The following is a 26202-nucleotide window of genomic DNA, read 5'->3' as shown; positions in this document are numbered from 1 at the left end:
AGATGAGATTTCCCTTTGAGCAATCAAGAAAGACCCCTCAGAGACGATGAGGTAGATAGGTCATGGGTGGAAGCACGGCGACGTGTGGAGCTGAATGATACTAATCGGTCGAGGCTTTGATCTAGAAACGGTTTGAACTTGATGAGTCTTCAGTTTTCAGGGAACAATCCCTTGTCTGGTGGCGATAGCGAAGCGGCCACACCCGTTCCCATGCCGAACACGGAAGTTAAGCGCTTCAGCGCCGAAAGTAGTTGGGGGTCTCCCCCTGTGAGGATAGGACGTTGCCAGGCAAGATCGTTCCGCAATAGCTCAGTGGTAGAGCAACCGGCTGTTAACCGGTAGGTCGTAGGTTCAAATCCTACTTGCGGAGCCAATAAGGCCCGTTGGTCAAGCGGTTAAGACACCGCCCTTTCACGGCGGTAACACGGGTTCGATTCCCGTACGGGTCACCATTTTGGAGGATTAGCTCAGCTGGGAGAGCACCTGCCTTACAAGCAGGGGGTCGGCGGTTCGATCCCGTCATCCTCCACCATTTTAATTAACCAATCAAACCATATATGCCGGTGTAGCTCAGTTGGTAGAGCATCTGACTTGTAATCAGAGGGTCGAGGGTTCAAATCCTTTCGCCGGCACTCCTTGGGGGGGTAGCGAAGTGGCTAAACGCGGCGGACTGTAAATCCGCTCCCTCGGGTTCGGCGGTTCGAATCCGCCCCCCCCCACCAGGTTTGAGCCATTAGCTCAGTTGGTAGAGCATCTGACTTTTAATCAGAGGGTCGCAGGTTCGAGCCCTGCATGGCTCACCATTTTTTCGCGGAAGTAGTTCAGTGGTAGAATACGACCTTGCCAAGGTCGGGGTCGCGGGTTCGAATCCCGTCTTCCGCTCCATATTTATTCCCTGTAACGGGGCCTTAGCTCAGCTGGGAGAGCGCCTGCCTTGCACGCAGGAGGTCAGCGGTTCGATCCCGCTAGGCTCCACCACTTGTTTTTTTCTTAAGTTACTTACGACTTAAGTTTTTTTTTGCCTAAATCCATGAAACCATTCACTTAAGAGTACAGAGAAAGGCAGCCTGCCACCATTCAGGCTGCCTTTTTGCATGTTTATTCACCGGCGTGTTAAGTTGAACCACACATTTGGTAGCGTTTACAATGTAGGTATCAATCGCTCAAGGGGGAATGGCTATGCAATGGTCATATATTGAAGTACCACTCCGTTACGGACAGGGGAAACACGGAGTCGATCAAGGTCCAACTAAATTGCGAACACTCGGAATCGAGGCGTTACTGCCAACGGGGACGCTACAACAAACGATTCGCGTCTTGCCAGAGTCAGAAATTCAAGTGAATGAAGAACATTTAAAGCGCGTAGACGGCGTCTTGTATACGGTCAATGAGCTGGCAGACGTCGTTGCTGCCGATATTGAAGCAAATCGATTCCCGTTGATCGTTGGGGGCGATCACAGCATGGCAATCGGGACACTCGCTGGGCTCGCCAAAACCGGACCGTACGGAGTAATTTGGGTCGATGCCCATGCTGATTTGAATACGGGGGAAACATCACCGTCAGGCAATATCCACGGGATGCCGCTTGCCGCTGCGATGGGTCTAGGTGACATCCGATTGACGGAAGTCGGTGGGCGTGAACCAAAGCTTGCGCCAGAACATCTAGTGTATATCGCTTTACGTGATATTGATGAGGGAGAGATGCGAGCGATTAAACAGCTTGGAATCAAGGTCGTGACGGTCGAAGAAGTTCAGACACGTGGCGTCGAGACAATCATGGCTGAAACGATCGAGTATTTACGTGACCGTGTCGATCGCTTCTATCTAAGCTTTGATATGGACAGTTTGGACGCTCAACTCGTCCCCGGAACAGGGACCCCGGTCGAGGGCGGTTTGACGGCTGAAGAAGGGAAAGCAATTTTGGCGGAAGCGATGAAAGCCGACGAGTTGATTGCGATCGAGCTCGTCGAATTGAACCCTGCACTTGACCAAGAGGATACAACCGCTCAACTCGCCTTCAGTTTATGCGAAACGATTTTGAAATCCAAAGAAAACCTGTTACTGGAAAGCAAAATAGTCTAACCGCCTTACAGTTTCCAAATCCGTTTGCTACAATGGGTTTGGAAACTTTTTTTGTGTGATGTGAAACCTGATCAGACAACTGAACGTATACTGTATTGACCGCATAGGTTGCGGAGAGGGGAAGTGGATTGATGGAACGGCTGACCACCCGTTTAGTAGACGAATTAAGGTCGGGGAATCACGATTCGTTTGCTGAGCTGGTAGAACTGTACAAGGATGGTGTCTTTGCCGTCGCCTTTAAGATTTTATACGATCGTGGCGAAGCCGAGGATGCTGCCCAAGAGACGTTCATTCGTGCATATACCCGGATTGATACGTATGATCCGCAGTATAAGTTCAAGACATGGTTGTATCGAATCGCCACGAACGTCGCCATCGACCGTCTCCGAAAGCGAAAGCCGGAGTACTCGATGGATGCCGAAATCGCTGGCACGGATGGTCTCACCTATCAAGACCATTTGGCCGATGATGCCCCCCAACCCGACGCCCAAGTCGTTCACCGCGAGATTCGAGGCGAAATGCATGAGGCAATCCAGCAACTGCCGGACAAATATCGTATCCCGTTACTGCTCAAGTACGTGGACGATTTGTCGCTCAAAGAAATTAGCGTCATGATCGATATGCCGGTCGCAACGGTTAAAACAAGGATCTTCCGGGGAAGAGAAATGTTAAAAACAATCTTTCAAAACAGGGAGGGGTTCAATTGACTCCTGAAGAGAAACTGCAACAATACTTGGAAGATGGCATCCTGCCCGAAGAATCTGACGAATTACGTCAATTACTAGAGGACGAAGCCTTATACGAGGCGTACCTTCAGTACGAACGAATAGATGCCGAACTTAAAGCACTTCCACGTCCTAAGCTATCAGACGATTTTACGGCGCGCGTGATGGCGGCCATTCCTGAAGCGAAAACGTCTCCGCCGGCGACACCGGTCGTGCGTCTTGAAGACCGTCCACGGCCACGGAGAAAACCGCATTCGAAACAGATGACTTGGTTCCGGAAGCATCCGGGACTCGTCGCGGCCTTACTATTCTTTAGTTTAATGTCGAGCGCGACACTCGGTTTATGGAACGGGTCTACCGAAACCATGACGTACACGAAAGTACCTGGAATCGTTGTCACAGCGAACGAGGTCGTCGTACCGAAAGACGTCATCGTCGATCGTGACATTACGGTCCAAGGTGGGGACCTGCGGATCGAAGGTACCGTCAACGGCAATGCGACAGCCGTGCACGGCCGAGCCTATTTGGCCAGTGCGGGTGAAGTGACCGGAGAGCTCGAACAAATCGAGCAGATTTTTGAGTGGGTTTGGTACTCCATCAAACAAATACTTTAAGAGAGGCGCCTCAGGGCGTCTTTTTTCATTCGTTTCAATCTGGTTTCGTTTTGTCATCTAACGATGCGTCGTTTGGGAAATATGATATAATGAAACTTGCACGAATTGGCTAGGTAGTTGAGGAGGGGAGCATTTGCAGCTACTTGAAAAGGTTTCAATCTTATCATTTTTTAGTCTTTCAGAGAACGTACATTGGTACGATTATTTGAATGACGTTTTAGATATTGTCGTCGTCACGTACGTCATCTATAAACTGATGATGATCGTCCGTGGGACAAAAGCGGTCCAACTGATAAAAGGGATTTCAATCATCCTCGTCAGCTGGTTCCTCAGCGGATTTTTTGGTTTGAAGACGTTACAGTTCTTGCTGAACCAAGTGATCACGTATGGTTTGCTTGGGATCATCATCATCTTCCAACCAGAACTTCGACGTGGGCTTGAGCACTTAGGGCGAACGAGCAATTTGTTCGGTCGTACGAGCACGAGCGATGAGGACAAGCAACGACAAATGATCGAAGCGATTGTCAGTTCGGCACAGTACATGTCGAAACGTCGAATTGGGGCGTTGATCGCGATTGAACGAGATACCGGATTGAACGAATACGTTGAAACCGGTATCCGGATGGACTCGCACATCACGTCACAACTGATCATCAATTTATTTATTCCGAATACACCGCTTCACGATGGGGCGATGATTATCCAAGACGGGAAAATTGCAGCGGCGGCTTGTTATTTACCGCTCTCGGAAAGCCCGCACATCGATAAGGCGCTCGGGACGAGACACCGGGCCGCGATCGGGGTCAGTGAAGTGACCGATAGCGTGACGCTCACCGTTTCAGAAGAGACGGGTGCGGTATCTCTAGCGATTGCTGGACGTTTATACCGCGAGCTAGACGAGGAGGCACTTCGCAACAAGTTGATCCAAGAACTTGTTATTGAAGAAAAAGAGACGACACTCTCGTTCTTTAATAAAAAAGGGGGGGACAAGTAAGTGATTGATCAGTGGTTACAACATAAATGGTTTCTCCGCATCATCGCACTTGCTTTAGCCATCCTTCTTTATTTTATGGTCGCCGAGACGAGCTCGTCGACCAATTCAACAAATGCATTGCCGATTGTCGGGCAAAGCTCGATGTCGCTTGACGTTCCTGTCGAAGTATTCTTCGATGAAGTACAATACGTCGCGTACAACGTTCCGGAAGAGATGAACGTTGAGCTGCAAGGTCCATCGAGTAGTTTGACGATGACAAAATTGGTGAAAGATTATCAAGTGTTCGTCGATTTAACGAACCTCGGTACTGGGTTCCATCGTGTCCCGGTGGAAGCACGAGGTTTCGGCGGTGACGTCAACGTAAAGCTTGAGCGGGACACTGTTGAAATTTACATCGATCGCAAACAGACAGTTGAAGTGCCCGTTTCGGTCAACTTGTTAAATAAAGACCAGTTGCCGGAAGGGTATGTGGTCGGAGAAGCGGAAATCGAGCCGGCGACTGTAAAAGTGTCTGGTGGCGAAAGCCGGATTCAAAACGTAAAAGAAATCACATTGAACGTCGATGTGGCGAATCAAAATCAGACGTTCACGCGTGAGGTGCCGCCGACGATTTTAGATGCGAACGGAAACCCGCTTAACGTGACGGTCGAACCGAACATCATCAACGTCACGGTTCCTGTCTATGAACAAAGTGCCGTGTTCCCGATTGAAGCTGTCACGACCGGCGAAGTTGCCGATAAATTCAGGCTCGTTGACACGTTGTTAGAGGAAACAGAAGTCCGTGTTTTCGCACCGCGCGAAGTGCTCGATGCACTAGACCGTGTTGAGACCGAGCCGATTGACCTTGATGGCGTCGATCAGACGGGGAAAGTGACAGCGAAGCTTGTCCTGCCTGAAGGCGCATCATCGCTCGCTGCCGAACAAGTGGAAGTCCAGCTACTCGTCCGAGCGGATGATCAAACGCGAGATGATACCGGGGAATTGACGGAACGCATCCGTTTAACCGTGCCTGTCACGGTCAGAGGCTATGATCGGACGAACTATACGCTTCAAGCACCGGAAGTCGTCAGCGTCACATTGTCAGGTAAACGATCACTCCTTGAGAGCGTGACGTCGAACAGCATCAGTGTGACACTAGATTTGACGGGTCTGCCGAGTGGTTTGCATGGGGTCGATGTAGACTATGAAGTACCGAAAGGCGCGACGGTCGTCTCGCCGAAAACAATCGACGTCGAGTTAACGAGCGTCGAAGACCAAACCGAAACGTCTTCGCTTCAATGAGACGTTCAATCATACAAAAGTGAGGAAACGAATATATGGGTAAATATTTTGGAACAGATGGGGTCCGCGGTGTCGCGAACTCAGAATTGACAGCAGAACTAGCTTATCGTTTAGGACGCATTGGTGGTTACGTGTTATCGAAGCACTTGCCAGCCGGTGAGCAGCCGAAAGTATTGATCGGGCGTGACACACGCATTTCAGGTCATATGCTCGAAGGCGCACTGATCGCAGGTCTTTTGTCAATCGGAGCGGAAGTGATGCGTCTCGGTGTCATCTCGACACCAGGTGTGGCTTACTTGACGAAGTCGCTTGACGCGACAGCAGGTGTCATGATCTCAGCTTCACATAACCCGGTTGCCGACAACGGCATCAAATTCTTCGGTAGCGACGGTTTCAAGCTCGATGATGCGACCGAAGCAGAGATCGAAACGATTCTCGACGCTGCGGAAGATACACTCCCGCGTCCGACAGGGAAAGATCTCGGATTCGTCTCGGACTACTATGAAGGGGCACAAAAGTACCTTCAACTCTTGAAACAGACGGTTGATGAGGACCTCGATGGTCTCCATATCGCCCTCGACTGTGCCCACGGCGCGACGAGCGGCCTTGCGGCTCGCTTGTTCGCTGACCTTGAAGCGAACGTCTCGACAATCGGGAACTCGCCGAACGGGTTGAACATTAACGAAGGCGTCGGCTCGACACATCCGGAACACTTGGCACAATTCGTTCGCGAAAAGGGAGCGGACATGGGCCTTGCGTTTGACGGAGACGGAGACCGCTTGATTGCAATCGATGAAAACGGCGACATCGTCGACGGCGATAAAATCATGTACATTTGCGGAAAATACTTGAGCGAAAAAGGTCGTTTGAAAGACAATACGATTGTCGCGACGGTCATGAGTAACCTTGGCTTCCACAAAGCAGTCGAAGACGCAGGTATGACGGCTCTTCAAACAGCTGTCGGTGACCGTTACGTCGTCGAAGAGATGAAGAAGCATAACTACACGCTCGGTGGCGAGCAGTCGGGTCATCTCATCTTCCTCGATTACTCGACGACGGGCGACGGGATGCTCTCGGGTGTCCAACTCGCACAAATCGTGAAGACGACAGGACGCAAGCTGTCTGAACTAGCAGCTGAAATGCCGGTCTATCCACAAACGCTCGTCAACATTCGCGTCACGAATAAACAGGATGCGATGACAGGGGAGCGCGTGCTCACAACGATTCAAGAAGCGGAAGCTGAAATGAACGGCAACGGGCGTATTCTCGTCCGTGCATCAGGTACAGAGCCACTCGTTCGAGTGATGGCTGAAGCGCCGACGAAGGAAGACTGCGACCGTTACGTCGAACAAATCGCTCAAGTCGTCCGTGAAGATTACGGTGTTGAAGGATAATTTTGTCGAAACAGGGAATAACACAAGGGAATCCAATTTTGGGTTCCCTTTTTGTTTCCGTTTTGTCACTGTGAAATCATCTGATTTTCTTGACGGATGGGGGTGTGATTTGTACTATTAAGAGCGTGACCTTAGAAACGGAGGGGCACAAAGTACGAGAAAGCGCCAGAACTCTTTATGAGTTGACGAGGTTGGAGGTTATCGAGATTTCGGCGGATGCCTCCTAGTCGCCTGTCACGACTAAAAGCAATCCCTCAAAACGTCCGGGTGACCGGACGGCCAAAGGGGAACGCATTGACAGCTCTTTGAAAAAGCCCGTTTCCTTTTTCGAGAAATCGAATATAGAGGAGATTTTTGTATGTGTGGAATTGTAGGAATGATTGGGAATACCGGAGCGAAGGAAATCCTTCTCAAAGGTTTAGAGAAACTCGAGTACCGCGGTTATGACTCGGCAGGTCTTGCGTTGATGCACGATAACGTCAACGTTCATAAGGAAGTCGGTCGCATCGCTGCGCTACGCGAAGTCGTCCCAGCAGAAGTAGACGGATTGATCGGAATCGGCCACACACGTTGGGCGACACACGGGGTACCGAGCGTACCGAACGCCCACCCGCACCAGAGCACGACGGGCCGCTTCACGCTCGTCCACAACGGCGTCATCGAGAACGACGAGCAGATCAAGGCGACGCTCGACGCACCGTTCCTCTCAGAGACGGACACGGAAGTCATCGTTCAATTGATGGAGAAGAACTTCGTCGAGCTTGGTGACGTCGAATCGGCGTTCCGCAAGACGCTCTCAGAGCTCCACGGCTCGTACGCGATCGCGATGATCGACTCAGAGGACCGCGAACGCCTCTATATCGGTAAGAACAAGTCGCCGCTCCTCGTCGGACTTGGTGATGGCACGTTCAACGTCGTCGCGTCGGACGCGATGGCGATGCTCCAAGTGACAGACCAGTACCTCGAGCTCCACGACGGCGAGATCGTCATCTTGACACGTGAGTCGGCGACGATCAAGACGCTCGACGGCGACGTGCTCGAGCGCGCGCCGTACACGGCCGAGATCGATGCGTCAGACATCGAGAAGGGCACGTACGCGCACTACATGTTGAAGGAGATGGACGAGCAACCGGCCGTCATCCGCAACATCATCCAACACTACCAGAACGACAATGGCGACATCGAGCTCACAGAAGGCGTCCGTTCGCTCGTCTCAGAAGCCGACCGCATCTACATCGTCGCTTGTGGAACGAGTTACCATGCTGGTCTCGTCGGCAAGCAATTGATCGAGCGTGTCGCTGGTGTGCCGACTGAAGTGCACGTCGCGTCAGAATTCGGTTACAACATGCCGCTCCTCACGGAGAAACCATTGTTCCTCTTCATCTCACAATCAGGTGAGACGGCCGACAGCCGTGCCGTCCTCGTCGAAGTGAAGAAGCGCGGCTACAAAGCGCTCACACTCACGAACGTTGCCGGTTCAACGCTGTCGCGTGAAGCGAATGAGACGATGCTCCTCCATGCTGGCCCTGAGATCGCGGTCGCATCGACGAAAGCGTACACGGCGCAAATCGCCGTGCTGGCGATCCTTGCTTACGACATCGCTCGTGCGAACGGGAAGAAGCTTCCGTTCGACCTCATGACGGAACTCGCTCGCATCGCGACGATCATGGATTCGGTCATGGCTCAAAAAGAAATCTTTGAGCAGTTGGCTGACAAGTTCTTGAAAGAATCACGTAACGCGTTCTTCCTCGGTCGTGGGATGGACTCATACGTTGGTCTTGAAGGCGCGCTCAAGCTGAAAGAGATCTCGTATATTCAAGCGGAAGGCTACCCAGGCGGTGAGCTCAAGCACGGACCGATCGCGTTGATCGAAGACGGCACACCGGTCATCACGCTCGTCTCGCAACCGAACACGCACCTCAACATCCGTGGAAACATCAAGGAAGTTGTCGCTCGTGGCGCAGTTGCCTGCACGATCTCGATGGAAGGCATGGAACACGAGAGTGATTCATTCGTCTTGCCGCGTGTCGAGCCGTTGCTTACACCACTCGTAACAGTACTCCCGCTTCAACTCATCTCATATTACGCTGCACTCGCACGTGACTGTGATGTCGACAAGCCACGTAACTTGGCGAAGTCAGTAACTGTAGAATAAAGAGTAGGCCAAGATCTTTCGAGATCTTGGCTTTTTTGTGATTTACGTTGCGTCAACCGGCTTGATATACTGAGTCTATAAACGATTAAGGAGAGAACGCCATGCGAATCCAAACATTTAAAACATTCATCCTGCCGGTGGAAGTGCGTTCATAAGTTGGCCCACCTCCTCCGATGATTCACCGTATTGGAACAATCATATCGGAGGACTACCCAATTGAAGATTCAACAACTGTATTACATGGTCACGAGTTCGCGCTCACTTGTCATCCAGATGGTATTCACGCTGAACGCCATCTATTACGTGACGACCGCCGAGCTTAACGCGTTGCAGCTCGTCTTGATTGGCACGATTTTAGAAGTATCGATTTTCCTGTTCGAGCTGCCGACGGGACTCGTCGCGGATTTGTACGGCCGCAAACGGTCGATTGTCATCGGCACCGGTTTGATCGGACTAGCCCACTTGTTAGAAGGCGGCATCCCAGAGTTTTGGGCCATCGCAATCGCCTCTTCACTGTGGGGAATCGGTTGGACGTTCATCAGCGGGGCCGAGCAGGCGTGGATTGCCGATGAGATGGGGAACCAGGAGTTAGAACAGGTGTTTTTACGAGGCGCTCAGTACAGTTCACTCGGTCGCTTTATCGGGATTGGGATAGCGGTGCTATTCGCAGAAATGACGTCCGTGCAAACGACGATTGTCGTCGCTGGAGGTTTGTTAATAGGACTCGCGCTCCTCATCTGGAAAGTAATCCCGGAAACGAGGTTTGAGCCGATCACCCGAGCTGGCACCTCAAATCTGCTTCAGGCGAAGCAGACGGTAGCAGAAGGCTACGCCCATATCCGCGGCAATGCGATCCTCGTTGGGTTGGCCGCCATCACGCTCGTCTGGGGACTCGCGAGCGAAGGGTTCGACCGGTTGTGGGGCGCTCATTTGATCGATACGTTTCGGTTGTCAGAACAAGCGGCTATCTATTGGTTCGGCCTGTTTTATGCCGTTGCGTTTTTACTGAACATGCTCGTCCTCAAAGGTGTCGAGACGTACATCAAAGGACGCTACGCGACGACATTGTTTTGGTTCAACGTTTTGCTCATCCTCACGATGCTTGCGTTCGCATGGGTCGGACAATTCTTTGTGGCCGTCTTGTTGTATTGGACGATTGCCGCGCTTCGGAACGTGCATTATCCGCTCATGAGCGTCATGACGAACGAGCGGCTCCCGTCCAAGGGCCGGGCGACGATTTTGTCGATGTTCGGTCAAGTCGATGCGTTCGGCCAAGTCGCCGGCGGTCCACTCATCGGCCTCGTCGCCCTATATACGTCGATTCAAGGGGGGCTCGGGGTGTCAGCACTGTTGCTATTACCGATGCTCTATTTTTTAAGAAGGATTAAGCACCACTAATTCGAAGACCGTGCCTCGATTCGTTCGAGGACGGTTTTTTCAGTTAGATAACGAATCCGCTACAAATGTCTTGTCCGAGCGCAATCAGGGTACAGTAAATATGAGACGGCACAAATGAGGGGAGCGATTCGATGAAACAAAAGAAATGGGCGACGACACTTGGTGCCATGTTGCTCGCGACGTCACTCGCCGCCTGCGGTGATACGACAGAAGAAGACCAAGCGATTGACGTGACAGAAGAACAAATCGCAGAGCAAGAAGAGGAGCATGGCGCAATGGACCATTCGGGATCGGGTGAGGTGCCTGCCGAGTTAGAAGAAGCGGCAGACCCGACGTATCCGATTGATTCGATGGCCGTGTTGACTGCGGACCATATGCTTGAGATGGAAGGCGCGGAAGCGAAAATCGTCGGTGCTTATGAGACTACAGCTTACGCGGTCACGTATACACCGACAGATGGCGGGGAACCGGTCGAGAATCACAAATGGGTGATTCATGAAGAACTCGATACATCCGAACCGGCCCCGCTTGCTGATGGGACCGAGGTGACGCTTCAGGCCGATCATATGGAAGGCATGGACGGCGCGACCGCGACGATCGACTCCAGTGAACAAACGACCGTGTATATGGTCAACTTCATGTTGCAAGACGGAGAAGAAGTGACGAATCATAAATGGGTGACTGAAAATGAATTAGAACCGAAAGAGTGACGAGAAGACTAAAAACAGGGCGATGCCCTGTTTTTCTATGGAGTTTGAAACATTTCATGTCGCGTTACGTATAAGACAGGAAACACGAATGAAAAGAGGAAACAATATGGTTCACACATGGAATGAGCGAGCGCATACTGCGTTAAAAGGGAAGATGGGGATGTTGCTCATCTGGTCGTTCGCGTGCTCGGTTCTATTAGAGATAGGATTGATGGTGGACACGACCTATTACGGCTTGGCGATAGAATCTGTTGCGCTGACCGTCCTTAGTCTTGGTGGTATCTTATTTTACATAGCCCTCTACCCAGTTATCGTCGGATACAACTGGATTATGTTAGAGACGGTACGAGGCCAGACAGTTCGATCGAGTGACGTCTTCGCTCCGTTTCGTCACCGCTACGGGAAGCACCTGCTTGCGACGCTTCTCGTCATGTTGTTCCAAGTCTTATGGACACTATTGTTGGTCGTACCTGGCATCGTGAAGTACTTCTCGTATGCATTCACGTATTTCATCTTGCGCGACGAGCCGGAACTGTCCATTACAGAGGCAATTACGAAATCAAGGGATTTGATGCGCGGACAAAAATGGGATGCGTTCAAACTAATTTTGCCGTTTATCCCGATGTATTTAGTCGGTTGGATTTTTTACATACAGCTCGAATTGGTCGTTCTCGGCTCATGGATTTTTCTTGTCGCGACGTCACTCATTCGTCCGTTCATCGTCAGTCGGTTTGCGGTCATGTATGAAGACGCACGTCGGGCGTATGACGAGCAGTGGAACCGCTCGGCATGAAGCGCATCGAGTCTGATGTGACACGCTGACTCGTGATACAATCTTCCTGAAAGAGGGGAATGCACATGAATATTGGAATCATTGGGGCAGGACTTAGTGGGATTGTCGCAGCACGGGAACTCGTCCGGCAAGGACATACGGTTGAACTGATTGAGAAGAGCCAGAGCGTCGGTGGACGCTTGGCGACCCGACGGATCGGGGCCGGGAAAGCCGATCACGGGGCCGTCTATTTCACCGTACGCGGGGAAGCGCTTAAACAGGCGGTCGCCGATTGGGTCGAGCGGGACTGGGTAAGCGTCTGGTACGCCGACCCGTATCCGCGGTACATCGCCCGTGACGGCATGAACGCGCTCGCCAAACAGTTGGCCGACGGCTTGACCGTCCAATTGAACGAGCGGGTCGAGACGGTCAGTATGGAGAGTGGGACGGTCGTCGTCACGACAGACGTGGCGACGCGCCACTATGACCGTCTCCTCATCACGTCACCGCTCCCACAGACGTTCGAGCTGCTCGCTGACTTATCGAGTCAGGTGGCTGAGTCGTTGCGTGAGCTGACTTACGCCCCGACGTTCGTCGGATTGTTCGAGTTCGCGGGCGACACCCAAATCGGTGCGGACGGGATTATCGATACGGACTTGGCACCTGGTCTGTTGAAAATCATCAATAACCGGCAAAAAGGCATCTCGGCGACAGAACTCGTCAGCGTCTACATGGATGAGGCGTGGAGTGAAGCTTGGTATGAGCGGCCAAGTGAAGACACGCTTCAAGAAATCGAGCGGTTGCTAACAACCGTGACCGGAGACGTAGCGATTCAGTCGAGACAGTTGAAGCGGTGGCGCTACGCCCAGGCGACAGACGTTTGGCACGAGCCGTACTATAAATTGAACGACGCACCGATTTACTTGGCGGGTGACGTCTTCCTCGAGCCGGACGATGCTTCAGGGCGGACTCGGTTCGAAAGTGCGTACGTCTCGGGTCTCCGCGTTGCGGCAGCGATGCGGTCCTAAACCTTCTGCGGAAGGTTTTTTTGATCACGACGATACGATTTTGAGAAAGGAGGCGTTAATTACGTGAATCGGGTGAGTCTGAAACCGTTGCGCATACAGGACGAAATCGCATTGTACACGTTTGAATGTGAGAACCGACCCTATTTCGAGCGTTACGTCCCGAGCCGTGGAGACGCGTACTATGAACCTGAAGCATTTCGTCAGGCGTTGGAACATTTGTTGGCCGAACAAGTGAACGGGGATGGATATTATTATTTGATTTGGCATGGTGAGTCCATCGTGGGGCGTCTCAACGTCCATCATGTCAATTTCGAGACCGGGGAAATCGGCTATCGAATCGGTGGGGACTATGTAGGTCGTGGATATGCCACCGCAGCCCTTCAGCAATTACTTACGCTTAACCTTCCTCGATTCACACGATTGATTGCCAAGACGACGACAGATAATAAGGCGTCCCAACACGTCTTGATGCGTTCTGGCTTTTCTCGTGAAGATGAAATACATCAGATTGAATGGGAAGGACGATTCTTATCTTTTTACACATACGTTTACGAAATGGACCGATGAAGCGCCTACTTCATCGGTCTTTTTATTTGACCTCATCTAGTTTAGGGCATAAACTATCTCTAACTAGTTTAGGGGGTAAACCAAAATGAAAGAATTGATGCGGGAGGCCGTCCAACTATTTGAAGAAGTCATGTTCCACGGAGCGGAACATGTCATTGAGGCGATGGAAGGCGACGTCTGGCGCGAGTATTCGCGTGAACAGCTCCAACTATTAAAACTGCTCGAACAGTTCGGCCCGATTCAAGCGGGTCAGTTGGCGATGAAACAAGGTGTGCATAAGAGCGCCGTTTCAAACCGCTTAAAAAAACTCGTTGAGAAACAGCTCGTCGTCAGTCGACGCGGGCAAGACCAACGTGAACGGTTGATCGAACTGACAGCGGCGGGACACCACGTCGTCGAACAGGCAGATACGGCCGTCTACCATTATGTCGAGTCACTACTCGACGGGAAAATAGATGAGACAGAGATCGAACAGTTCGTCCGGACGTTCCGGAAAATCAAAGAGCTGCTTCGAATTGGGGAGGAATAACACGTGCGCAAAATTATTCAATGGCGCTTCGGCATCTTGATCGGTCTCGTCGTGTTGACGGCGGCCTTGTTCGTAGCGGCACCAAACTTGACCGAACAGGCAGAACAGGCGGGAAGTTTCCAACTGTCTGAAGACATGGACTCGCAACGCGCGCAAGACATCTTGAACGCTGCGGGCAAAAGCGATAAGACGATTTCGCTCGTCTATGAATTTGAAGCGCTCGGAGATGCCGAACGGGCCGATATTGCCCGGGTAATCGACGAGCTGGAACAAAATGATACGGTCGTCAAAGATGTGCTCGACCCGTTCGAGAACGCCGAGACGGAGGCACAACTCGTCTCGGAAGATGAACGTATCGTCCTCGTCCCGATCACGGTCGAAGGATCGATGGAGGACATCAACGCTTTCGCGGACGATGTCCGCGAGAACATCCTCCCGACAGACGAGACCGTCTACATCACAGGTGAAGAAATCATCAACAACGATGTGAACTTGAGTGCGCAGGAAGGGTTGAAGAAGACCGAGATCATCACGGTCGTGTTGATCTTCGGACTGCTCTTGCTCGTGTTCCGTTCAATCGTGACCCCGTTCATTCCGTTGATCGCGGTCGGGTTCACCTATCTCCTCAGCCAATCGTTCGTCGCGTTCTTCGTCGACTGGTTCGGTTTCCCGGTCTCGAACTACACACAAATTTTCCTCGTGGCGATTTTGTTCGGGATTGGGACCGACTACTGCATCCTGCTGCTTAGCCGGTATAAAGAAGAACTCAGTGCCGGGCACGCGATCGAGGACGCCATCGTCAACACGTATAAGACGGCTGGACGGACGGTGCTCATTAGTGGTCTCGCCGTATTCGTCGGCTTCGCCGCGATCGGATTTGCCGATTTCCCGATCTTCAAGTCGGCCGTCGCGGTCGCGGTCGGGATTGCCGTCTTGTTGCTCATCTTGTTCACGGTTGTGCCGTTCTTTATGGCGACGCTCAAGAATCGCTTGTTCTGGCCGTCGAAAAAAGCAGGCGAGCATCACGACAGCAAGCTGTGGGCCGGATTCAGCCGCATCTCGGTCAATCGTCCGTTCGTCTCGATCCTTGTCGTCGCACTGATCACCGTGCCGGTGTTGTTCACGTACGACGATGCCCGGTCGTTCAATACGGTCGATGAGATCGGTGACGATTACGACTCGGTGCGCGGTCTCAATTTGATCTCGGAAGGGTTCGGGCAAGGCGAATCGCTCCCGGTTCAAATTATCTTGAAACAAGAGTCGGAACTGACCGAGTCGGATATTTCGTACATCGAGAAGTTCGCGAGCGAATTAGAAAAAGTCGATGGTGTGAGCGGTGTCCGTTCGATCACACGTCCGACCGGTGACGTCATCGATGATTTTTATGTCGATACGCAACTCGAACAAGTGAGTTCAGGGCTTGCCGAGGCAGAGACCGGGCTCGGTGATGTGCAAGACGGGCTCGCTCAAGTCGAGACCGGTCTAGACGCGGTCGTCAGTCAACTGCCGGCTGGTACGACGAACGCCGGGGCGCCGCTCGCAGAAGCGGCGACGGGACTCGGCCAACTGAACGCCCAACTCGGTTTGATCGGACAAGGTCTCACGGCAACGCAAAACATCCCGGCGACCGTGGCGCAACTGCAACAAGTGTCTGGTGGTCTCAGTCAGATCGAGGCGGGTATCAATGAAGCAGCGTCTGTGTTGACGGCGCAAGGTGCGCAAGTCAGTGAGCTCGGATCGGGACTCGGCCAACTCGCGACTGGTGTCGGTGAAGCGAACGCTGGGCTCGCGCAAATCGAAACCGGTCTTGGCGACGCGGTGGCGTTCCTCTCGGCACTCAGTGAAGCGGACAGCCTGCGTGATACGGGCGTCTATTTACCGGAAGGAACGCTCACGTCAGACGAGTTTGCCCCGGCCGTCGAACGTTACGTGTTCGACGAGGGGACGGCGACACAACTCGAGGTCATCCTTGATATGGACCCGTACTCGCCGGAAGCAATCGATACGGTCGAAACGTTGAAACAGACGATGGAACGTGTCGTCACGGACACCCCATTTGATAACGCGACCATCGGTTACGCCGGGATTTCAAGCATTAACAGCGATTTAAACGAGACATCGACAAACGACTTCAATCGGACCGTCGCCATCATGCTCGTGACGCTGTTCGTCGTTTTGACGGTACTATTCCGTTCGATGATCATGCCACTCTATATGATCGGGTCACTGTTGCTCACGTACTACACGTCAGCGGCGATAACGGAGCTCATCTTCGTTGAAGGGCTCGGTTATGACGGCATCAGCTGGGCCGTACCGTTCTTCGGGTTCGTCATGTTGATCGCGCTCGGCATCGACTACTCGATCTTCCTACTCGATCGGTTCCGTGAAGAATCGATTAACGGGATGACGGTGCGTGACGCCCTCGTCCACGCCATGACGAAGATGGGTACGGTCATCATGACGGCGGCCGTCATCCTCGCCGGGACGTTCGGGGCGATGATTCCGTCTGGTGTACTCAGCCTCGTCCAGATCGCGACAATCGTCATCACCGGTCTGTTGTTGTACGGGTTGATCGTGCTGCCACTTCTCATCCCGGCGATCACCGTATCGTTCGGAGATGGTGTCTGGTGGCCGTTCAAACGAAAGAATAAATGACTGAACAAGACGTCATTCAATTAAACTGTCCCTCAATTGTTAAGTACAAATGACAATTTGAGGGACAGTTTTTATTTGTTTAGTCAATGTAATAAAAATAGCGAAAAACAAACTTCATATTGGAAAAAATGCACCGAAGTATAGTGTAGATCTCTATTCTACTGAAAGAAGGCAACAATCATGGTGAATCATTTTGAAAAAATAAGTTCGTTGTTAGTATCTCGTATGTTGATCGTTTTATTTTTCCTCTCTTATCCGATTATGGGTGTTTTGTACTGGATCGGGGAGCTCGCCGGACAAGACGCAGTCAGTTTTATTGTGGTGGGGAGTGTCATTCAGATTGGATCATGGCTCGGCCATCGCTTCTATGTAGAGCATGCTTGGTTGAAGTATGGGCTCGTCACATTGATGTACATTTCGGCTTCAGCGATTATCTTGACGCTACCAGGTGCGGCGATTCAAAATGTCGTCTTTCTTTACATCGTATTGACGTTGATCTACTTGAATCGGCATCTTGTACTGTACGGTAGCATGCTCGCGCTGATCGTCTCGGTCGTAGCTGTGTTAACCGGGCGCTTTTCATTTGCAACGCCGCTCGACCTCGTCATTTGGTTCACGGTGCTCACAATGGCTTTGTCTGGCGCGTACTTTGTGTCGTTCTTTGGCGCAAAGTTGTTGCATGAGACGTTCGCGCAGCAAGAGAAAGCAGAACAACATGCAGGGGAAATCGAGCTGACAATGGCGAAAACGACAGCGAGTGCGACTACGCTTCACGGAGCTGTCTTCACGATGCGTGATTCAGTCGATTCAGTCACAAATGCTTCGGAACAAGTGACAGAACAAATCGGTTCGATGACGAAACGGACATCTGAACAGGCAGGTCTTATCCAAACTGTCGCTTCACAAATCCATTCAACTGTACAGGCGTTTGAACGAATGCAGCAGCAGCTCCAGGAGACAACGTCTCAAGTGAGTGGCGTCTTGCAGGACGCTCACGTCTCGCATGAAAACATGGACTCGACAGAACGGTCGCTCGCTGAACTGAACTTAAGTATCGGTGAAGTCAATCATGCGTTTAAAGGGTTGGCGGAGCGCTTCCAAGAAGTACGGACGATTACGGGGACGATTCAGCAGATTTCGTCTCAGACGAACCTCCTGTCGCTCAACGCCTCAATTGAAGCGGCGCGAGCGGGTGAGCACGGGAAAGGGTTTGCCGTCGTCGCGTCCGAGATTCGAAATTTGTCGGCTCAAACCGCCCAAGCCTCATCTCAAATCAATGATATTATCCAACTCGTCATGCAAGAGGTACAAGTGACGGAACGGGCGATCGATGGCAGTACAGAACGTTTGTCGACGCAGGAAGAGCAAGTCCGTAAGAGTGGGACGTCGATTCTCTCCATGATTCAAATGACAGGGACGGTCGCGAGCACGGTGGATGAGACATCGACCCAGCTCCAAGTCGTCGCATCAGAACTGAACAAAGTCCATCAAGTGACGGGCCAAATGTCAGCACTGATGACAGCTCTCGAAGAGAACGGTCAAGACGTGCATGTGTTGACGACGTCGCAGCAACAGGCGTTGACTTCGTTAAAGGATCAAATTGCAGAATTGAACGAGATTGCGAACGAACTCGTCTAAATGATGGACACGCCTTAAAAATAGGCGTGTCCATTTGCGTATACATCTCTTCTAAAACGGGAAAAGTTTTGCGTCAGTCCTAAAATGAGGAGGAACGATCAATGGAAATTACGATCACAGCTATTTTAAAGGCTCACCCGGGCAAAGAGAGTGAGTTGCGTCAAGCACTCGATCAGGTCATCCCGCCGTCGCGGCAGGAAGAAGGGTGCCTCACCTACGTGTTACACGAGTCAATCGATGCGCCGGGTACGTTCGTGTTCTATGAAAAGTATCGGGACGAGACGGCGCTCGACCATCATATCAACTCAGCCCACTACCAAGCGTATCGGCAAGCTGCCGAGACGTTACTCGCCGTCCGTGACGTGTACCGTTTGCAAGAGGTCTGAAAGGAGACAGTCCGATGATCACGCAACCGATTATTCCGTGTATTTGGTTCGAGCAAGACGTCGAAGCGATTGCCGATTGGTACGTCTCGATATTTCCGGATTCATTCGTCGACTATACGACGAAACTTATCGACACTCCGCCTGGCGAGACGACGGTCGTCACGGTCTCACTCTTTGGTCAGTTCTTTCAACTGCTCGGTGCCGGTAACTTGAAGGAGCGGAATCCGTCCTTCTCCTATATGGTCTCGCTCCCGACGTCAGAAGAAGTCGATACGCTGTGGGACAAGTTATCGGACGGTGCTGACGTGCTCACGCCGCTCGACACGTACGACTTTAGTGAACGTTACGGTTGGTTGAAAGACAAGCACGGCGTCTCTTGGCAAATCATGCACAACGGTGGCATGGACATCCAGACGGTGACCCCGTGTCTGTTATTCGTCGGGGAGGCGTTCGGTCGGGCCGAGGCGGCGATGGACGATTGGGTCACGGTATTTCCGGACTCTTACGTCCTCGACGATCAGATGATCCGTTACGATAAAGACGATGGCCCAGAATTAGAAGGGAAGTTGAACTACGCCCGTTTCGTCTTATCTGGACGTGAGTTCGTCGTCATGGACAGTGCCGAGCATCACCAGTTCGCTTTCAACGAGATGCAGTCGCTGATCGCGTTTTGTGAGACACAAGACCAAATCGATGCGTATTGGGATGAACTATCGTCCGTACCTGAAGCCGAACAATGCGGTTGGCTACAGGACCGCTACGGCGTCTGCTGGCAAATCGTGCCGTGGGAGATGGAAGAGATGCTGACGACCGGCACGCCGGAACAGTTGGCGCGGGTAACGGCAGCGTTCTTGCCGATGAAGAAGATCGATCTGACCGAGTTGCGAAAAGTATATTGAAATGAATCATGCCGCCCTTAACGAATCGGGGCGGCATGGTTTTATTCGCGTATCTTTTTAGAGAGTGCGTCTTTCTCGATGATCGTATCGGACAGACGCAGCTGTTCGGCCGCTTCGTCGATGAAAGGCTCACATTGACTGAGCGGTAGCTCGTCTCCTGTCTCGACCGCGTAACACGTCCCGTTTCCGATGGGTTCGGTCAAGTTGGGAACATAGTAGAGCGTGTCGTACCGGAACGACCCGTTACGGAACACGGTCAAGTTCGGTTCGTCGTCGAGCAATGTGCTACCGAGCATGTAGGCGGGCTCCATCCCGAGCAACTCTAGGATGGTCGGGGCGATGTCCGCTTGACCGCCGCTCGCTTCGATCGTTCGACCTTCGTTCAAGTTGGCTGGCTTGATGTAGAGCGGAACAGAACGGTCGAGCTGAAACAGTTCGACGGCCGAATCGGCGTTCGCTTGCTCGGCCATCTCGTCACCTGCTGAGGTCAGCCCGCTGTCATGATCGCCATAAAAGACGACTAACGAATTATTCCACGTCCCGTTCGCCTTCAATTGATCGACCATCAATCCGACGGCCGCGTCGACGTAATGGATGGTATGGTAATAGTTTTGAAGCAGCGGATCGTCATATCCGGTCAAGTCCAAACGCTTCTCTTCTTCCGGAATGTCGTACGGCGTATGGCTCGTCAAAGCGACCATGAACGCATAAAACGGTTCTGCTAACGTGTCCATCGCTTCGACGGAAGTGGTCAAGAAGTCTTTGTCGTTAAGTGCCATGCCGATCACGTCCTGAGCGGGGTAATCGTCTTTGCTGAAAAAATGATTGAAGCCGATATTGTCGTAGACGTTGTCGCGGTTCCAAAACGTTTTATCGAACGCATGCATCGCGGCCGTATCATAGCCGGCTTGGCGCAAACGTTCAGGTAAGGCGTCAAACGTATGGTCACCGTACTGGGTGTACACTGAACCGGATTTGACGGGATAGAGCGAGGTGTTGACCGTGAATTCCGCATCCGACGTCCGGCCTTCGTGCGTCTGATGATAGAAGTTCGGGAAGTACAACATCTCGTCACGAAGCGCGTTCAAGTTCGGTGTCAGTTCCTGTCCGTTGATCGTCTGTCCGATCACCGACGTCTGGAACGACTCGAGCTGCAGCATGATGACGTTCGTATCAGCCGTTGTCTCGACGTCGGTTGGAGTCGAGGTACCGAGCCGCGTCTCTTCTTGTGCGGTTAAGCCGTCTCCGAAGCCGAGTTGGTCGCCGATGCCACGGAATAAGTCGAGGCCGTGATACCCCCAAAAGCCGTACTCGTAATATTCACGCATGTTCGAAATCGGTGCTTGCTCGTCATCATTCGGCTGACTGACGGTTAATGGAACGACGAAGGCGGCCAAGCCGATGACAAAACCGGCAGCGGCGATCCGGCGGTTTTTTCCTGTGACTTGCGCAGGTCTTTTTCTCATATAGACGAGGACAGCGGTATAAAGCACCAGGTCCGCGAACAATAGAAAGTCGGTCGGTTGAATCAACGTCAGGAAGCCGCCGCCGACGTCGCCCATCTGACCAACGTCTGACAAAAGCGCGACCGACAACAGATTGCCGAAATAGCGGTAATACCAGACGTCGGAGATGAGGAGTGTGCTGTGTAGAAACAGCGAGGCGAATAAAATCCAGCGCCGTGTTTTCGTCTTCACGAGTAGAGCCCAGCTCGTCATCATGAGAATCATCCCGATATTGACGAGTAAAAAATGAACGTTGAACGCGCTCGCGGTCAAGACGCTGAATAAAAATAGTTTGGCAAGTGATAGTGACAGATAACTCCAATAATCAAGATATTTCATAAATAGCCTCCAAACGGTACGTACACGTCGTATTCTTTTTCATGTACCTGTTCGTAGGTGGCGGGAAACATGGGGGTGTGCGATACGGACGAAAAAAAGCGAGGCGAGCGCCTCACTTGATCAAAAATGTGTCCCGAAGCTCGATGATCGTGCCTTCCGGGGCTTTTAGTTTGCTCAAATGTCCATCGACGACGAAGTAGATGTTGCCGCCATGTTTCGGCAAGAACGTGACACCGAGCGCCTCGAGCCGACGGACTTCCGCTTCAAGGTCATCGACGTACAAGGCGAAGTGAACGGGTCCGGCCGCATGTTTCGAATACGGCGATAACGTCTCGTCGGTCTTCGCCGTCTGGAGTTCGATATAGAAGTCGCCGAGCTTGAGCCAACTGTTGAACGCCCGGGTATGGAAGTTGGGTGACTCTTGGACGAGCTCAAAACCGAGCGTTTCATAAAATTGCTTTGACGCCGCATAGTCGGGCGTTTGGATACAGAGATGGTGGATTTGTTTCATCGTGTCACTCCTTTGCTTTCATTTTAGCGAATAGGAGCCTGAAGCGGAACTTTTCTTGAACGAAGACGTATACGACACCGAGGAGGGATACATATGGAAATCCAATACGAATTGACGGAAGAAGACTACATTCACTTCAACTTGAGTCATATTAGACGTTCAAAGATAGGGAAGAGGATGCTATTCCTGCAGCGCATCATCGGGCCCGTCATCATTTTAGGTGGTGGCGCTTTGACGTTCGCGACATTGTTTCAAGATACGAGCTGGTGGCTGTTTGGGGTGTATGGCGTCATCAGCCTCATCTGGTTTCTGTATTATCCGAAGTATTTTGAACGGCATATCCGAAAACAGACGAAGCGGATGATTCAAGAACGAAGCAATGAAGGCATGATCGGCCCGCATACGATGGATCTGGATGAAGACGGTCTTCGTGACAAAAATGCGTTCGGGGAGACGAAAGTCTCATGGAGCGGCATCAAGGAAGTCGTCGAGGAAGCCGATTATGTGTATTTGTATAACTCGTCGGTCAGCGCCTACATCTTGCCGAAACGCGGGCAGGACATGGAGGAGGTACAACGATGGCTACCGATGCGTTGACGATTCAACCGATTGATGAGACGAACTTGGATGCGGTCGTCGCCTTGACCGTCGCACCTGGTCAGGCCCGCTTTATCGAAACGAACGCGGAATCGCTCCGCGAGATGGACGTCGACGTCAAGTACGCGTGGACGTGCTACGCGCTCTGTCGAGACAATCAACCGGTCGGCTTCATGATGGTCGGGGCCGAGAACAAGGTGGAGCGTTACGTCTGGCTCGACCGCTTTATGATTGATATGGATGAGCAAGGGAAAGGCATCGGGTCAACATTTTTGCAACTTGCGATTGAGTGGATGCAAGAGCGATTTGATGTCGATGACCTCATCCTCAGCCTCCATCCGACGAATGAACCGGCGAAACGGTTTTATGCGAAGGGCGGATTCGAGGACAGTGGCTTGATTGATGAAGCGAACGGGGAAGAGATTTGGGTGTATCACGTGAAGCAGGGACAGCCTTCCTAAGTCGGCCGTCCCTGTTTTGGTGGTTGTTGTTCAATTATCGCTTCACCGTGAGCGGACGCAACTGTTTGACCCGCGCCAAGACGATCCAGCCGAGGATGGCTCCAGTCATGCTCGAGGCGAGGAAGGCCGGGAAGAAGAACAGCGCCCCAAACTCAGAACCCATTAAGATTTTCGCGTATGGGACGGCGATGAGCGAGGCAATGACGCCCGTCCCGATGACTTCACCGAGCGCAGCGAAAGCGACCCGGTTCGTCCGCACGTAAAATAGTCCAGCAAGCAAGGCGCCGATCATACCACCTGGGAAGGCGAGCAACGACCCGGTCCCGGTCATGACACGGACAAGTCCGGTCACGAACGCGACGAGGACGGCACCAATCGGACCGACGGTGACGGCGGCGATGACGTTCACCATATGTTGCACCGGATAGGCCCGGGCGACACCGGTCGGGATGGAGATGAATAAGGAGCCGATGATGGCGATGGCGATGAGCATCGCCATCCAAGTGAGTTGTTGAATACGCATGAAGTGTCTCCTTTCAAAATGAAAACGCACTTCTCCAAGTGGAAAAGTGGCGTGGACAGACAGACGTATCCAAGCCACTTCCCTACGCTGGTATGAGCCAGATCAGGTTCGAAGGGTCCGGCAGTTGCCGTCTCAGCCCGAAGGCTCCCCTAGTGGTCGTTTATTGGTTTGAGTATAGCATAACGTTATTTTGTTGCCTCAATTTTTCGCGGTCGGAAGATGAAATAAATGATACCGCTATACAGGGCGTATAAAAACAGGGAAAACATGAGATTGATGACCCACGGGAGTGTACCCATAAATACGGTGACCGAGGCGTTACGGAACCAGCCGAGTGAAAGACATAGTCCGACAAAGCTGAGCACGATCGTCGTCCAAAAGCTGATATCTGGACGTCTCGACACACGGCGAACGACTAGACCAATTATGAAGCTGAAGACAGCCGTCGCACCTAAATACATATAGAGTAGCGCATCGACCGGGTATGAATAATAGACAACGTCCATATTATTTCCTCCTAAACGAAGTGTGGTGAAAGGAAGTGAGGTCAGTGAGGGATGCCATCCCATGGCGTGACGAGTCTTACCGTGAACAGTTCGAGCACTGGCTCGATGGTCACGTGCCAGGCGTGACGTGGCGGGTTGTGAAAGATACCGATTTGACATACTTGATGTATGGAGAGTACGGGGCAGACCGTTACTACGCCAAGGCGGTGACAGCAATCAGTGGTGGCGAGGCTGAACTGTCGATGCATCTAGCCGAACGGCATCCGGGACTCGTCCCGGAGGTCATCGCCATTGCCGCGACACGCAACTGGCTACTTATGCGAGACATCGGCGGGTATGCACTTCGTGAATACCCTAAGCACAGTCGGTACAAAGCGGCTGTGCGTCAATATGCGAAACTACAGAGAAAAGAAGCGAATTACACGGATACGCTTTTGGCCTACGGTATCCCGGACCGGCGTCCGGCTCGTCTAAAAGAAGAGATACGGACGTATTTACCCGAGTTATGTACGGGGTTAGATCGAGATAAGGCAGAGGCGGTGCTGGCGCTCCAAGACGAACTCCTCACCATGTGCGACGAGCTCGCGACTGGGGTGCCGATGAGTCTCGAGCACGGCGACTTACATGGCGGCAACATCTTTTGGCGCAAACAGACGGATGACTTATGTATTCTCGATTGGGGCGATGCGACCGTCACCCATCCGTTCTTCAGCGTCCGTGTGTTTTGGAACGCGCTCTACGACTTGTTGCCAGAAGACGATGAAGTCGCATGGTATGAACAGATTCAGAAGATGCGTACCGTCTACTTGGCTGAGTGGGAAGGTGTAGCGCCTCGGGACGTGCTATGGCGCCATTTGTTGATCGCTGAAGAGCTCGGTTGCGTGTATCGGGCGCTGTCGTGGCATGTATATGTGACCAACTATCGGTATGATCCGTCCGAGTCAGCCGATAAACCGGCCCAATGGCTCAACTTGTTCCTCGAGTATCGGGACTTGAAACGTCGCGGTACGTGATCACTCGTTCTTCTCGAGCAGGTTTTCATAATCCGTCTCGTTCCAAAACAGCTGGGCGATTGACTCCGGTGCTTTCAAAATCTCACCGTCTTGGTCGTAGACGATAGCGTAGCCGTTTTCGATCTCAAAGACGATCAAGTCGGCCGTCACTTCCTTGACGCCGTTCCCGGCAATGATGACGTTCTCGATTGGGTCGCGTGCGACTTGAACTCCCCATTCGTCGAGCTCGACGATGAGCGCTGACGTGTAGGCATGGCGGTCGTAAATCGATTGAAACTCGTCTTGCGTCAATGTGACGTCGGTCGGGGGGGCACTCGTCCCGTATTTGCGCTTCTCAATCTCCTCAACGAATTGCGTGAACGACTCTTCTTGCCAAAAGAGTGGTGCGACCGACTCGGGACCGTTGGCGATCTCACCGTCTTCATTCTCATAGACGGTCGCGTACGTGCCGTCGTCGAGCTTGAACGGATAAATATCGGCGTATGTATGATGGATCCCGTCCCCGGCGATGACGACGCGTTCGAACGTCTCACGGAACGGTGTTAGCCCTTGGGTTTCGAGCGCTGCTAACAAGTCTTGGGCAGTCTCGTGTTGGTCAAAGACGTCTTTGAAATCTTCTCGTGTCCATTCGATCGTCGCTTCTTCATCTTGTTCATTCATATCAGGAGAGACGATTGGTTGCTCGGCTTGATCGGTACAACCTGTCAGCAAGAACGCGCTTAAGCCAAGTAGTCCTAATCGTTTCATAAAACAACCCCCTAGTAAGTTACATTATTTCCCTATTTTACATTAGCGTAGCATGTATGAAATAGGATGAGAACCTGGATACTTTCTCATCTAGGGCAAATGGAATCGCTACCTCGTCTGGTTCAATCCACACAATCTGTACGATTGAACAGGGGAATGTCGACTTTTGGCGA

25 protein-coding genes, 8 tRNA genes, 2 rRNA genes and 1 riboswitch are annotated in these 26202 nt (G+C 52.1%); of the genes, 30 read left to right on the top strand and 5 right to left on the bottom strand.

The features are described from left to right. From EVJ29_RS08980 to EVJ29_RS08850, 27 genes are all read left to right on the top strand, one after another. Positions 1 to 124, top strand: a 23S ribosomal RNA gene (locus EVJ29_RS08980); the annotation flags it as partial. A gap of 50 nt (positions 125 to 174) precedes the next feature. Beyond that, positions 175 to 290, top strand: a 5S ribosomal RNA gene (gene rrf / locus EVJ29_RS08975). 8 nt (positions 291 to 298) lie between these two features. Further along, positions 299 to 373 (top strand) — tRNA-Asn (locus EVJ29_RS08970). 4 nt (positions 374 to 377) lie between these two features. Beyond that, positions 378 to 452, top strand: a tRNA-Glu gene (locus tag EVJ29_RS08965). Positions 453 to 456: 4 nt separating this feature from the next. Next, a tRNA-Val gene (locus EVJ29_RS08960) sits at positions 457 to 532 on the top strand. Between the two features lie 27 nt (positions 533 to 559). Next, a tRNA-Thr gene (locus EVJ29_RS08955) sits at positions 560 to 632 on the top strand. A 6-nt stretch (positions 633 to 638) separates the two neighbouring features. Then, positions 639 to 722 (top strand) — tRNA-Tyr (locus EVJ29_RS08950). 5 nt (positions 723 to 727) lie between these two features. Next, positions 728 to 803 (top strand) — tRNA-Lys (locus EVJ29_RS08945). A 7-nt stretch (positions 804 to 810) separates the two neighbouring features. Next, positions 811 to 885: transfer RNA gene (locus tag EVJ29_RS08940), tRNA-Gly, on the top strand. A 17-nt stretch (positions 886 to 902) separates the two neighbouring features. Continuing rightward, positions 903 to 978: transfer RNA gene (locus tag EVJ29_RS08935), tRNA-Ala, on the top strand. 201 nt (positions 979 to 1179) lie between these two features. Next, a complete protein-coding gene (gene rocF, locus EVJ29_RS08930) occupies positions 1180 to 2082 on the top strand; it encodes an arginase (RefSeq protein WP_131504986.1) in 903 nt (300 codons plus the stop codon). Between the two features lie 131 nt (positions 2083 to 2213). After that, positions 2214 to 2789 carry an RNA polymerase sigma factor SigW gene (gene sigW, locus EVJ29_RS08925; RefSeq protein WP_070329318.1) on the top strand — a complete coding sequence of 192 codons (576 nt, stop codon included), beginning with the start codon at positions 2214 to 2216 and terminating at the stop codon, positions 2787 to 2789. Beyond that, a complete protein-coding gene (locus EVJ29_RS08920; RefSeq protein WP_131464882.1) occupies positions 2786 to 3421 on the top strand; it encodes a polymer-forming cytoskeletal protein in 636 nt (211 codons plus the stop codon). Before sigW ends, EVJ29_RS08920 begins: the two co-directional genes overlap by 4 nt. Before the next feature lie 133 nt (positions 3422 to 3554). After that, entirely contained in the window at positions 3555 to 4415 is an 861-nt protein-coding gene (cdaA, locus tag EVJ29_RS08915; protein ID WP_131504985.1) for a diadenylate cyclase CdaA, read from the top strand. Next, entirely contained in the window at positions 4416 to 5696 is a 1281-nt protein-coding gene (locus EVJ29_RS08910; RefSeq protein ID WP_070329316.1) for a CdaR family protein, read from the top strand. 35 nt (positions 5697 to 5731) lie between these two features. Beyond that, positions 5732 to 7090, top strand: coding sequence for a phosphoglucosamine mutase (gene glmM / locus EVJ29_RS08905; RefSeq protein ID WP_071398580.1), 1359 nt, complete (start codon positions 5732 to 5734; stop codon positions 7088 to 7090). A 358-nt stretch (positions 7091 to 7448) separates the two neighbouring features. Continuing rightward, the gene (gene glmS / locus EVJ29_RS08900) at positions 7449 to 9245 is read left to right on the top strand and encodes a glutamine--fructose-6-phosphate transaminase (isomerizing) (RefSeq protein WP_131464880.1); all 1797 of its coding nucleotides are present in this window, start codon (positions 7449 to 7451) and stop codon (positions 9243 to 9245) included. A 216-nt stretch (positions 9246 to 9461) separates the two neighbouring features. Beyond that, a complete protein-coding gene (locus tag EVJ29_RS08895) occupies positions 9462 to 10643 on the top strand; it encodes an MFS transporter (protein WP_131464878.1) in 1182 nt (393 codons plus the stop codon). Between the two features lie 131 nt (positions 10644 to 10774). Continuing rightward, positions 10775 to 11353: a YdhK family protein gene (locus EVJ29_RS08890; RefSeq protein WP_131464876.1), complete on the top strand. Its 579-nt coding sequence runs from the start codon at positions 10775 to 10777 to the stop codon at positions 11351 to 11353. Between the two features lie 106 nt (positions 11354 to 11459). Then, positions 11460 to 12146, top strand: a complete 687-nt coding sequence (locus EVJ29_RS08885) for a DUF975 family protein (protein WP_131504984.1) — start codon at positions 11460 to 11462, stop codon at positions 12144 to 12146. A 65-nt stretch (positions 12147 to 12211) separates the two neighbouring features. Continuing rightward, the gene (locus tag EVJ29_RS08880; protein ID WP_236633489.1) at positions 12212 to 13153 is read left to right on the top strand and encodes an NAD(P)/FAD-dependent oxidoreductase; all 942 of its coding nucleotides are present in this window, start codon (positions 12212 to 12214) and stop codon (positions 13151 to 13153) included. A 63-nt stretch (positions 13154 to 13216) separates the two neighbouring features. Next, positions 13217 to 13720, top strand: coding sequence for a GNAT family N-acetyltransferase (locus EVJ29_RS08875; protein ID WP_131464870.1), 504 nt, complete (start codon positions 13217 to 13219; stop codon positions 13718 to 13720). 85 nt (positions 13721 to 13805) lie between these two features. After that, positions 13806 to 14249, top strand: coding sequence for a MarR family winged helix-turn-helix transcriptional regulator (locus EVJ29_RS08870; RefSeq protein ID WP_131464868.1), 444 nt, complete (start codon positions 13806 to 13808; stop codon positions 14247 to 14249). A gap of 3 nt (positions 14250 to 14252) precedes the next feature. Continuing rightward, positions 14253 to 16904 carry an MMPL family transporter gene (locus tag EVJ29_RS08865; protein WP_131464866.1) on the top strand — a complete coding sequence of 884 codons (2652 nt, stop codon included), beginning with the start codon at positions 14253 to 14255 and terminating at the stop codon, positions 16902 to 16904. Between the two features lie 318 nt (positions 16905 to 17222). Next, positions 17223 to 18542: a methyl-accepting chemotaxis protein gene (locus tag EVJ29_RS08860; protein ID WP_161567343.1), complete on the top strand. Its 1320-nt coding sequence runs from the start codon at positions 17223 to 17225 to the stop codon at positions 18540 to 18542. 101 nt (positions 18543 to 18643) lie between these two features. Beyond that, on the top strand, positions 18644 to 18928 hold the full coding sequence (locus EVJ29_RS08855) for a putative quinol monooxygenase (RefSeq protein ID WP_131464862.1): 285 nt from the start codon (positions 18644 to 18646) through the stop codon (positions 18926 to 18928). 14 nt (positions 18929 to 18942) lie between these two features. Continuing rightward, the gene (locus EVJ29_RS08850) at positions 18943 to 19827 is read left to right on the top strand and encodes a VOC family protein (protein WP_131464860.1); all 885 of its coding nucleotides are present in this window, start codon (positions 18943 to 18945) and stop codon (positions 19825 to 19827) included. Between the two features lie 41 nt (positions 19828 to 19868). On the opposite strand, the gene EVJ29_RS08845 is transcribed toward EVJ29_RS08850, so the two are convergent. After that, on the bottom strand, positions 19869 to 21671 hold the full coding sequence (locus EVJ29_RS08845) for an LTA synthase family protein (RefSeq protein ID WP_131439556.1): 1803 nt from the start codon (positions 21669 to 21671) through the stop codon (positions 19869 to 19871). 112 nt (positions 21672 to 21783) lie between these two features. Then, complete coding sequence (locus tag EVJ29_RS08840) at positions 21784 to 22182, bottom strand: VOC family protein (RefSeq protein WP_071398570.1); 399 nt, start codon at positions 22180 to 22182, stop codon at positions 21784 to 21786. Between the two features lie 93 nt (positions 22183 to 22275). On the opposite strand from EVJ29_RS08840, the gene EVJ29_RS08835 reads away from it, so the two are divergent. Together EVJ29_RS08835 and EVJ29_RS08830 are read left to right on the top strand one after the other, a co-directional pair. Then, a complete protein-coding gene (locus EVJ29_RS08835; protein ID WP_131439552.1) occupies positions 22276 to 22779 on the top strand; it encodes a YcxB family protein in 504 nt (167 codons plus the stop codon). After that, positions 22761 to 23240 (top strand): GNAT family N-acetyltransferase, encoded by a 480-nt coding sequence (locus EVJ29_RS08830; protein ID WP_131439550.1) that lies wholly within the window; start codon positions 22761 to 22763, stop codon positions 23238 to 23240. Before EVJ29_RS08835 ends, EVJ29_RS08830 begins: the two co-directional genes overlap by 19 nt. A gap of 34 nt (positions 23241 to 23274) precedes the next feature. Here EVJ29_RS08830 and thiW read toward each other — a convergent pair whose 3' ends face one another. Beyond that, a complete protein-coding gene (gene thiW, locus EVJ29_RS08825) occupies positions 23275 to 23763 on the bottom strand; it encodes an energy coupling factor transporter S component ThiW (protein WP_131464856.1) in 489 nt (162 codons plus the stop codon). Between the two features lie 62 nt (positions 23764 to 23825). After that, positions 23826 to 23924, bottom strand: a riboswitch (TPP riboswitch). Positions 23925 to 23948: 24 nt separating this feature from the next. Then, positions 23949 to 24269, bottom strand: coding sequence for a hypothetical protein (locus tag EVJ29_RS08820; protein ID WP_131439546.1), 321 nt, complete (start codon positions 24267 to 24269; stop codon positions 23949 to 23951). Between the two features lie 44 nt (positions 24270 to 24313). Between EVJ29_RS08820 and EVJ29_RS08815 the strand changes: the two genes are divergently transcribed. Next, positions 24314 to 25282 (top strand): aminoglycoside phosphotransferase family protein, encoded by a 969-nt coding sequence (locus EVJ29_RS08815; protein WP_131464854.1) that lies wholly within the window; start codon positions 24314 to 24316, stop codon positions 25280 to 25282. Here the strand turns inward: EVJ29_RS08815 and EVJ29_RS08810 are convergent, their stop codons facing one another. Beyond that, on the bottom strand, positions 25283 to 26029 hold the full coding sequence (locus EVJ29_RS08810) for a hypothetical protein (protein WP_071398565.1): 747 nt from the start codon (positions 26027 to 26029) through the stop codon (positions 25283 to 25285). Positions 26030 to 26202 lie beyond the last annotated feature (173 nt).

This window comes from Exiguobacterium sp. SH4S7, assembly GCF_004336795.1.
GTDB classification, from domain to species: domain Bacteria; phylum Bacillota; class Bacilli; order Exiguobacteriales; family Exiguobacteriaceae; genus Exiguobacterium; species Exiguobacterium aurantiacum_A.
This window is presented reverse-complemented; position numbering and strand designations above follow the sequence as displayed.

Coding starts and splice junctions, on each gene's coding strand:
- sigW (WP_070329318.1), top strand. CDS start 2,214: ATGGAACGGCTGACCACCCGTTTAGTAGACGAATTAAGGTCGGGGAAT.
- EVJ29_RS08880 (WP_236633489.1), top strand. CDS start 12,212: ATGAATATTGGAATCATTGGGGCAGGACTTAGTGGGATTGTCGCAGCA.
- glmM (WP_071398580.1), top strand. CDS start 5,732: ATGGGTAAATATTTTGGAACAGATGGGGTCCGCGGTGTCGCGAACTCA.
- EVJ29_RS08830 (WP_131439550.1), top strand. CDS start 22,761: ATGGCTACCGATGCGTTGACGATTCAACCGATTGATGAGACGAACTTG.
- EVJ29_RS08870 (WP_131464868.1), top strand. CDS start 13,806: ATGAAAGAATTGATGCGGGAGGCCGTCCAACTATTTGAAGAAGTCATG.
- EVJ29_RS08840 (WP_071398570.1), bottom strand. CDS start 22,182: ATGAAACAAATCCACCATCTCTGTATCCAAACGCCCGACTATGCGGCG.
- rocF (WP_131504986.1), top strand. CDS start 1,180: ATGCAATGGTCATATATTGAAGTACCACTCCGTTACGGACAGGGGAAA.
- EVJ29_RS08845 (WP_131439556.1), bottom strand. CDS start 21,671: ATGAAATATCTTGATTATTGGAGTTATCTGTCACTATCACTTGCCAAA.
- EVJ29_RS08855 (WP_131464862.1), top strand. CDS start 18,644: ATGGAAATTACGATCACAGCTATTTTAAAGGCTCACCCGGGCAAAGAG.
- EVJ29_RS08835 (WP_131439552.1), top strand. CDS start 22,276: ATGGAAATCCAATACGAATTGACGGAAGAAGACTACATTCACTTCAAC.
- thiW (WP_131464856.1), bottom strand. CDS start 23,763: ATGCGTATTCAACAACTCACTTGGATGGCGATGCTCATCGCCATCGCC.
- EVJ29_RS08810 (WP_071398565.1), bottom strand. CDS start 26,029: ATGAAACGATTAGGACTACTTGGCTTAAGCGCGTTCTTGCTGACAGGT.
- EVJ29_RS08850 (WP_131464860.1), top strand. CDS start 18,943: ATGATCACGCAACCGATTATTCCGTGTATTTGGTTCGAGCAAGACGTC.
- EVJ29_RS08820 (WP_131439546.1), bottom strand. CDS start 24,269: ATGGACGTTGTCTATTATTCATACCCGGTCGATGCGCTACTCTATATG.
- glmS (WP_131464880.1), top strand. CDS start 7,449: ATGTGTGGAATTGTAGGAATGATTGGGAATACCGGAGCGAAGGAAATC.
- EVJ29_RS08885 (WP_131504984.1), top strand. CDS start 11,460: ATGGTTCACACATGGAATGAGCGAGCGCATACTGCGTTAAAAGGGAAG.
- EVJ29_RS08890 (WP_131464876.1), top strand. CDS start 10,775: ATGAAACAAAAGAAATGGGCGACGACACTTGGTGCCATGTTGCTCGCG.